The sequence below is a fragment of the Pseudomonas sp. GW822-FHT02G04 genome (assembly GCF_058802085.1).
Genome location: NZ_JBXANU010000008.1, coordinates 211,473 through 219,626, shown reverse-complemented (window position 1 = coordinate 219,626; position 8,154 = coordinate 211,473). Strand labels below are relative to the sequence as shown.

Below are 8,154 nucleotides of genomic sequence, written 5' to 3'. Positions count from 1 at the left end.
CTGATTATTGCTTACGAAGCAGGCACAGCAAGGGGGAGCAAGCTCCCCCTTTAGTTTTTACCGGACACTAGTGACGCAGAGCGTGGGAACGATCATTGGGTGGCCTGGCGATTGGCGTACATCCGGCACTCTGCCAACAGCGCCAGCAAATTCGGATCACGCTCCTTGGCCTTGAGAAACACCACGCCAATGTGCTGCTGCAACCGGTACTTTTCCTGCAATGGAATCAGCTTCACCCGGTTCTCATACACCGCCGCAATCCGTCCTGGCAGCAATGCATAACCCACCCCCGAGCTGACCATGCTCAGCAGGGTGAAGATGTCGTTGACCTGCATCGCCACCTTCGGCTCGAATCCCGCCTGCTTGAACACCCGAATACCGTCCTGGTGCGTGGCGAAGCCTTGGGTCAAGGTGATGAACGTTTCGTCGCGAACCTCGGCCAGATCGACTTCGGTCCGCTGGGCAAAGGGCGAATCAGCCGGGGTGGCGAGGAAGATGTCATCGGAAAACAGCGGGATCTGCTCGCAGTCCGGGTCGTTGACGCTGTCGTCCAGCGACACCAGGATTGCATCGACTTCCATGTTCTTGAGCTTGTACAGCAGGTCGATGTTCGAGCCCAGGATCAGGTCGATATTGAGTTCGCTGCGGCGGATTTTCAGGCCCATGATCAGCTGCGGCACGGTCTTCACCGTCAGCGAATACAGCGAGCCGAGTTTGAAGCGTTCGGCGGAGAACCCAGCGGCTTCGCGGGTCAGGCGCACGGTTTCGAGCACGTCCTGAATCAGCTTCTGCGCCCGCTCTTCCAGCACATAAGCGCTTTCCAACGGGGTCAGGTTGCGCCCTTCGTGCTTGAATAGCGGGCAACGCAAGGCGCTTTCCAGGGAGTGGATGGCGCGATGCACGCTAACGTTGCTGGTCTGCAACTCGACGGCGGCGCGGGCCAGGTTGCCGGTGCGCATGAAGGCCAGGAACACCTCGAGTTTTTTCAGGGTCAACTCTTCATCGATCAGCATGGGCCAAACTCTTTTTGGAATGACCTGATTGTGCCCAATTGGCTAACGTTTGGCTCGATGGCTTTCGTAGGGGGCATTGTGTTTTGAAACATTGCGCTTTTAACCTTGAGGCCTGAGCCTTGCGCGCGGCGGTAATGAACGTAGAGGTGAGCAACACATGTATCACGGGGAAAGATTTAACGCCTGGACGCATTTGGTTGGGGCAGTGGCGGCATTTGTCGGGGGCGTGTGGCTGCTGGTGATCGCCAGTATGGATGGCAGTCCGTGGAAGATCGTCAGTGTGGCGATTTACGCGTTTACCTTGCTGGTGCTCTACAGCGCCTCGACCGTGTACCACAGCGTGCGTGGGCGCAAGAAAGCGATCATGCAGAAGGTCGATCACTTTTCGATCTACTTGCTGATCGCCGGCAGTTACACACCGTTCTGCCTGGTGACCCTGCGCGGGCCGTGGGGCTGGACGCTGTTCGGGATTGTCTGGGGGCTGGCGCTGATCGGCATCCTGCAAGAAATCAAACCACGCTCGGAAGCGCGGATTCTGTCGATTGTGATTTATGCGGTGATGGGCTGGATCGTGCTGGTGGCGGTCAAGCCGTTACTGGCGGCATTGGGCCCTGTCGGCTTTTCCTTGCTGGCGTCGGGCGGGGTGCTCTATACCGTAGGAATTATCTTTTTCGCCCTCGACCATCGTCTGCGCCATGCCCATGGGATCTGGCACTTGTTCGTGATCGCCGGGAGTTTGCTGCACTTTGTAGCGATTTGGTTTTACGTCTTGTGACTGCTTTTGTGGCGAGGGGGCTTGCCCCCGTTGGGCTGCGAAGCGGCCCCAGTCTTGCAACGCGTCTTCTCAGATACAACGCATAAACCGGATTTACGACTGCTTCGCAGCCGAACGGGGGCAAGCCCCCTCGCCACAAGGTCCTAGAAATCACCCCAAAGTTGCTGGGCCACCGCCAACGCCACCACCGGTGCGGTTTCGGTGCGCAGCACGCGCGGGCCGAGGCGGGCGGCGTGGAAACCGCCAGTCTTGGCCTGTTCGACTTCCGCGTCAGACAAGCCGCCTTCCGGGCCGATCAGGAACGCCAGGCTTGCAGGTTTGGCGTGGCTCACCAGTGGCTCGGCCACCGGGTGCAGCACCAGTTTCAATTCGGCCGCGGTCTGCTTCAACCAGTCAGCCAGCAGCAATGGCGGATGAATCACCGGCACCCGTGAACGCCCACACTGCTCGCAGGCGCTGATCGCCACCTGACGCCAATGCATCAGGCGTTTGTCGGCGCGTTCGTCCTTGAGGCGGACTTCGCAGCGGTCGGTGAAAATCGGGGTGATTTCGGTGACGCCCAGTTCGGTGGCTTTCTGAATCGCCCAGTCCATCCGTTCACCACGGGACAAGCCCTGGCCGAGATGGACCGCCAGCGACGACTCGACTTGCCCGGTGAAGCTTTCGTCGATTTGCACCACCACGCGCTTCTTGCCGACTTCCACCAGCGTGCCGCGAAACTCATGGCCCGAGCCGTCGAACAATTGCACCGCATCACCCTCGGCCATGCGCAGCACACGGCTGATGTAATGCGCCTGGGCTTCGGGCAGCTCGTGTTCGCCGGTGCTCAAAGGGGCGTCGATAAAGAAGCGGGACAGTCTCATCTTGGGTCTCTGTAATTCGTCTGAACTGATCGTTCCCACGCTCTGCGTGGGAATGCCTCACCGGACGCTCCGCGTCCGCTTTTGGGACGCAGAGCGTCCCCGGCTGCGTTCCCACGCAGAGCGTGGGAACGAGAAAAACCTAGCCCGGATCGCGATAGCCCGGATGAAAGTCCTTCGGCACCGCCACGCTGACGCTGTCACGGGTGGCGATGTCGATGCCTTCGCTGGCCACTTCGGCCAGAAAATCGATCTGCTCCGGGGTAATCACGTAAGGCGGCAGGAAATACACCACGCTGCCCAACGGCCTGAGTAAAGCACCTCGTTGCAGCGCATGCTGGAACACGGTCAAACCGCGACGTTCCTGCCACGGGTAAGCGGTCTTGCTGGCCTTGTCCTTGACCATCTCGATCGCCAGCACCATACCGGTCTGGCGCACTTCGGAGACGTTCGGGTGATCGGCCAGGTGCGCGGTGGAGGAGGCCATGCGCTGGGCCAGGGCCTTGTTGTTCTCGATGACGTTGTCTTCTTCGAAGATATCCAGCGTCGCCAATGCCGCCGCGCAGGCCAGCGGATTGCCGGTGTAGCTGTGGGAGTGCAGGAAGGCGCGCAGGGTCGGGTAGTCGTCGTAGAACGCGCTGTAGACCTCATCGGTAGTCAGGCAGGCCGCCAATGGCAGGTAACCGCCGGTCAGGGCCTTGGACAGGCAGAGGAAGTCCGGGCGGATGCCGGCCTGTTCGCAGGCGAACATCGTGCCGGTGCGACCGAAGCCGACGGCGATTTCATCGTGGATCAGGTGCACGCCATAGCGATCGCAGGCTTCGCGCAGCAGCTTGAGGTACACCGGGTGGTACATGCGCATGCCGCCGGCGCCCTGAATCAGCGGCTCCAGAATCACGGCGGCCACGGTGTCGTGGTTGTCGGCCAGCGTCTGCTCCATGGCGGCGAACATGTTGCGCGAGTGTTCTTCCCAGCTCATGCCCTCGGGGCGCAGGTAGCAATCGGGGCTGGGCACCTTGATGGTGTCCATCAGCAGGGCTTTGTAGGTTTCGGTGAACAGCGGCACGTCGCCCACCGCCATCGCCGCCATGGTTTCGCCGTGGTAGCCGTTGGTAAGGGTGACGAAGCGCTTCTTGTTCGGCTGGCCGCGGTTGAGCCAGTAGTGAAAGCTCATTTTCAGCGCGACTTCGATGCACGACGAACCGTTATCGGCATAGAAGCACCGGGTCAGGCCTTCGGGCGTCATCTTCACCAGACGCTCGGACAGCTCAATCACCGGCTGATGGCTGAAACCGGCGAGGATCACGTGTTCCAGCTGATCGACCTGATCCTTGATGCGCTGGTTGATCCGCGGGTTGGCGTGGCCGAACACGTTGACCCACCAGGAGCTGACGGCGTCGAGGTAGCGTTTGCCTTCGAAGTCTTCCAGCCACACGCCTTCACCGCGCTTGATCGGGATCAGCGGCAGCTGTTCGTGGTCTTTCATCTGGGTGCAGGGATGCCATAACACGGCGAGATCGCGTTCCATCCACTGTTTATTCAGGCCCATTTTCTGTCTCCTCGAGGCTACCCGTGACGTAGGCGGGTAAACAATCGCGCAAGCCTATGCAATGAGCGTCACGGGGACAACCCATTGTGTCGATTGAGCTACTTTGTATAGGACGATAGACGTCGCTGGCGGCGTTTTGATGGCTGACGTATTCTTCGCGGCTCTTTGAGTCGTCTGACTCGTAAAACCGCTATTTCCTCGTGTATTTCCGGAGTTCGCTGAATGTCTGCTGGTTGGCTGCGCGCCTGTGCGCTGGTGATGTTGGGGCTGTTCAGCGTTTCGGCGCTGGCCAAGGATAAAACGGCGATCGTGGTCGGCGGCGGGCTTTCGGGCCTCACCGCGGCGTACGAACTGCAGAACAAAGGCTGGCAGGTGACCCTGCTGGAAGCCAAACCGGCCCTGGGCGGTCGCTCCGGCATGGCCACCAGTGAGTGGATCGGCAACGACAAAACCCAACCGGTTTTGAACAAGTACATCTCGACGTTCAAGCTGAGCACCACGCCGGCCCCTGAATTCGTGCGGACCCCGGGTTACCTGATCGACGGTGAATACTTCAGCGCTGCCGATCTGGCGACTAAGCAGCCGGCCACCGCCGACGCGCTGAAACGCTACGAAAAGACTCTGGATGACCTGGCGCGCTCGATCGAAGACCCGCAAAACCCGGCCGCCAACAGCACGCTGTTCGCCCTGGACCAGATCAACGTGGCCAACTGGCTCGATCGCCTGAATCTGCCGGCCACTGCGCGTCAGTTGGTGAATCAGCAGATTCGTACCCGTTACGACGAACCTTCGCGCCTGTCGCTGCTGTATTTCGCACAACAAAGCCGCGTCTACCGTGGCATTGCTGACCGCGACCTGCGCGCCTCGCGTCTGCCTGGCGGCAGTCCGGTGTTGGCCCAGGCCTTCGTCAAGCAACTGAAAACCATCAAGACCAGTTCCCCGGTTTCGTCCATTACCCAGGACAAGGACGGCGTGAGCGTCAAGGTCGGCAGCGTTGGCTATCAGGCGGACTACGTCGTACTGGCCGTGCCATTGCGCGCACTGAACAAAATCCAGATGACTCCGGCGCTGGACGCCCAGCACATGGGCGCCATCAAGGGCACCAACTACGGCTGGCGTGACCAGATCATGCTGAAGTTCAAGACGCCAGTGTGGGAAAGCAAGGCGCGCATGTCTGGCGAGATCTACAGCAACGCCGGTCTGGGCATGTTGTGGATCGAGCCGGCCTTGAAGGGCGGCGCCAATGTGGTGATCAACATTTCCGGCGACAACGCACGGGTGATGCAGGCCTTTGGCGACAAGCAGATGGCCGATCAGGTGCTGATTCGTCTGCACGCCTTTTATCCACAGGCACGCGGTTCGTTCACCGGTTATGAAATCCGCCGCTACAGCACCGACCCATCGATGGGCGGCGCTTACCTGGCCTTCGGTCCGGGGCAGATCAGCAAATACTGGCGGCTGTGGGAACGTCCGTTGCAACGCGTAGCGTTTGCCGGCGAACACACTGACACCTTGTACCCAGGCACCCTGGAAGGCGCCTTGCGCACCGGTCAGCGTGCAGCCAGTCAGCTGGAAGACCTGGCGGCGGGCAAATCGTTTGAGCCGGCGAAAGTTGTGCCGGCGGCGACCGCTGCGGCGGCAGGCGCGGTAGTGGCGAAGAAAGGCAATTTCTTCAGCAACATGTTCGGTGGTTCGTCCGATAAAGCAGAACCTGCGAAGGTTGAAGCGAAAGCTGAAGAGACCAAGCCTGGCTTCTTCTCTCGGATGTTCGGTGGCGGTTCCGACAAGGCTCCGGCCAAGGCGGCAGAACCCGTTGCCCCCGTTGCTCCGGCACCCGCTCCAGTAGCTGCGCCGGCCCCGGCACCTGCACCGGTTGAGGCACCGAAGCCAGTGGTGCCAGTGCAGGCCGAGCCTGCCAAGAAAGCACCGGCCAAAGCGCCAGTGAAAAAGCCTGCTGCCAAAACCGAGGCCAAAAAGGCACCGGCCAAGGCAACGGCGAAAAAGACTGAGCCAGTGAAGAAACCAGTGGCGAGTACCGCTGCGAAGGCCCCGGTGGCGACTGAAGCCAAGACACAGTAAGTCTTGGGATAAAAAAAAGCGCGGCAGTGATGCCGCGCTTTTTTTATGTCTTTGTCCCCCCGGTGAAGGAGGTTGATTTTGTTGGGGCTAAATTAGATCGACGATATGGACTTCATCGCTTTGGTAGTCGCTGATATAGGCGCAATTGTGCTGATCAAGAACCATGTCATACGGTTCGAAAGCACCAGGGATGGGAACCCTGCGCACAATCTCATGGGTATGAGTATTAACTTCCACGACCTCTTTTTCGGTTTGATCAACGGCATAAGCGTTCTTTTCGCCGAACACTATTTTCCCTTCGCAAGCCACAAAATCGAAATGCCGGGTGGTCAGTGACCGGGTATCCAACACGGTCAGTTTTCGAGCGTCCAGACCCACGATATACACTTCTCTACCGTCGGGACTGACAGTAACGGCTGACGGATATTTTTCGGTTTTGATGATGTTGATGACTTCGAACGTCGTGCTGCTGATGACCGTGAGCGCGTCCTCATAAGGGCCGGCTGGGGCGTTGGTACTGGAAATGTAAAGGCGCGAATCGTCCGGGCTGATATCCACACTTATGGACGGTGAGGGTAAGCCTTGTACTCTGCTCACCGCATACAGGCGGGTATCAATAATTGCCAACCACTCTTTATTCTGTCGAACGGTGACGTAAACATGTTTCCCGTCTCGACTCACGACGACTCCGTTAGGGTGTCTACCTACCGTGATGTTACCCACCGCGTATGTTTCGGTATCAATAACCGAAACCGAACTTGAACCGTAGTTGGTCACGTAAGCTCTTTTTCCCTCATGGCCAAGGGCGATGTTCCGGGGATACTGCTCCACGGCGATGGTGTGGATTACCTTTTTGATCCGGGTGTCGATGACGGACACATTGTCCGACATGTAATTGCAAACAAATACGCGCGATCCATCGTTGCTGATGGCCATCCCTCGCGGTCCTTCCCCTACGGGTATCGAATTGGATTGATTGCGTGTTATCACGGGGGATGAACTCGAATTGTGACTCATGGTAGAACTCCTGTTCAGACGCTTGGACTCACGTCCAAGTTCAAGTTCATCAATGACCTGTAAGGAAAGCTACTGTTAAATATGACAGTTCTGACGAGTGGTATCGGCTCTCAAATGAATATAAGGAGGGTGTGTGAAGGTTTTTTCTTCCGGTTAACACTCTCTTAACCTCTCGGCCCCAAGGTCTTGATCGTATTTCTCGATATTTCATAGCGAAATTTTCCGCTTTAAATCGATAGATAACTCGATAGTCTTGGGCGCAGTTCTTACAGGATTTGGGCAATGCAGCTACGTAACTCTTCTTCCCGCTACGGTTGGGTCAGCATCTTTATGCACTGGGGTGTGGCGTTGGCCGTCTTCGGCCTGTTTGCGTTGGGGCTGTGGATGGTCGGTCTCGACTACTACAGCACCTGGCGTAAAGACGCGCCGGATCTGCACAAGAGCATTGGACTGGTGTTATTTGCCGTCATGTTGCTGCGAGTAGTGTGGCGCTTCATCAGCCCACCGCCGCCGCTCCTGCCGAGCTATAGCCGCATGACTCGTCTGGGCGCCAAGTTCGGCCATTCCTTCCTTTATCTCAGTCTGTTCGCTGTGATGATTGCCGGTTACCTGATTTCCACCGCAGACGGTGTCGGGATTCCGGTGTTTGGCCTGTTTGAAATTCCTGCACTGGTTTCCGGACTACCGGACCAGGCAGACACCGCGGGTGTGATTCATTTGTACCTGGCCTGGCTGCTGGTAATTTTTTCCGGTTTCCATGCGTTGGCAGCATTGAAACACCACTTTATCGATCGTGATGCGACCCTGACGCGAATGCTGGGGCGCAAAGCCTGATGTTTAACCTCGACTCCCAAGGAATAG

At 58.3% G+C, this 8,154-nt stretch carries 7 protein-coding genes; 3 read left to right on the top strand and 4 right to left on the bottom strand.

Annotation, left to right across the window (positions count from 1 at the left end; translation table 11 throughout):
• Nucleotides 1-92 precede the first annotated feature (92 nt).
• Nucleotides 93-1,013, bottom strand: coding sequence for a LysR family transcriptional regulator (locus AC1RO5_RS13740; RefSeq protein ID WP_493175489.1), 921 nt, complete (start codon nucleotides 1,011-1,013; stop codon nucleotides 93-95).
• Between the two features lie 157 nt (nucleotides 1,014-1,170).
• Here AC1RO5_RS13740 and trhA point away from each other — a divergent pair, with 157 nt between their 5' ends.
• The gene (trhA, locus tag AC1RO5_RS13735) at nucleotides 1,171-1,788 is read left to right on the top strand and encodes a PAQR family membrane homeostasis protein TrhA (RefSeq protein ID WP_493175487.1); all 618 of its coding nucleotides are present in this window, start codon (nucleotides 1,171-1,173) and stop codon (nucleotides 1,786-1,788) included.
• Nucleotides 1,789-1,931: 143 nt separating this feature from the next.
• Here the strand turns inward: trhA and AC1RO5_RS13730 are convergent, their stop codons facing one another.
• On the bottom strand, nucleotides 1,932-2,651 hold the full coding sequence (locus tag AC1RO5_RS13730) for a 16S rRNA (uracil(1498)-N(3))-methyltransferase (protein ID WP_493175485.1): 720 nt from the start codon (nucleotides 2,649-2,651) through the stop codon (nucleotides 1,932-1,934).
• 139 nt (nucleotides 2,652-2,790) lie between these two features.
• Nucleotides 2,791-4,197 carry an adenosylmethionine--8-amino-7-oxononanoate transaminase gene (locus tag AC1RO5_RS13725; RefSeq protein WP_493175483.1) on the bottom strand — a complete coding sequence of 469 codons (1,407 nt, stop codon included), beginning with the start codon at nucleotides 4,195-4,197 and terminating at the stop codon, nucleotides 2,791-2,793.
• Between the two features lie 222 nt (nucleotides 4,198-4,419).
• On the opposite strand from AC1RO5_RS13725, the gene AC1RO5_RS13720 reads away from it, so the two are divergent.
• The gene (locus AC1RO5_RS13720; protein ID WP_493175481.1) at nucleotides 4,420-6,276 is read left to right on the top strand and encodes a flavin monoamine oxidase family protein; all 1,857 of its coding nucleotides are present in this window, start codon (nucleotides 4,420-4,422) and stop codon (nucleotides 6,274-6,276) included.
• An 87-nt stretch (nucleotides 6,277-6,363) separates the two neighbouring features.
• Here the strand turns inward: AC1RO5_RS13720 and AC1RO5_RS13715 are convergent, their stop codons facing one another.
• Complete coding sequence (locus AC1RO5_RS13715; RefSeq protein ID WP_493175479.1) at nucleotides 6,364-7,212, bottom strand: YncE family protein; 849 nt, start codon at nucleotides 7,210-7,212, stop codon at nucleotides 6,364-6,366.
• A gap of 363 nt (nucleotides 7,213-7,575) precedes the next feature.
• Here AC1RO5_RS13715 and AC1RO5_RS13710 point away from each other — a divergent pair, with 363 nt between their 5' ends.
• Complete coding sequence (locus tag AC1RO5_RS13710; protein WP_018928735.1) at nucleotides 7,576-8,127, top strand: cytochrome b; 552 nt, start codon at nucleotides 7,576-7,578, stop codon at nucleotides 8,125-8,127.
• The last annotated feature ends 27 nt before the right edge of the window (nucleotides 8,128-8,154 follow it).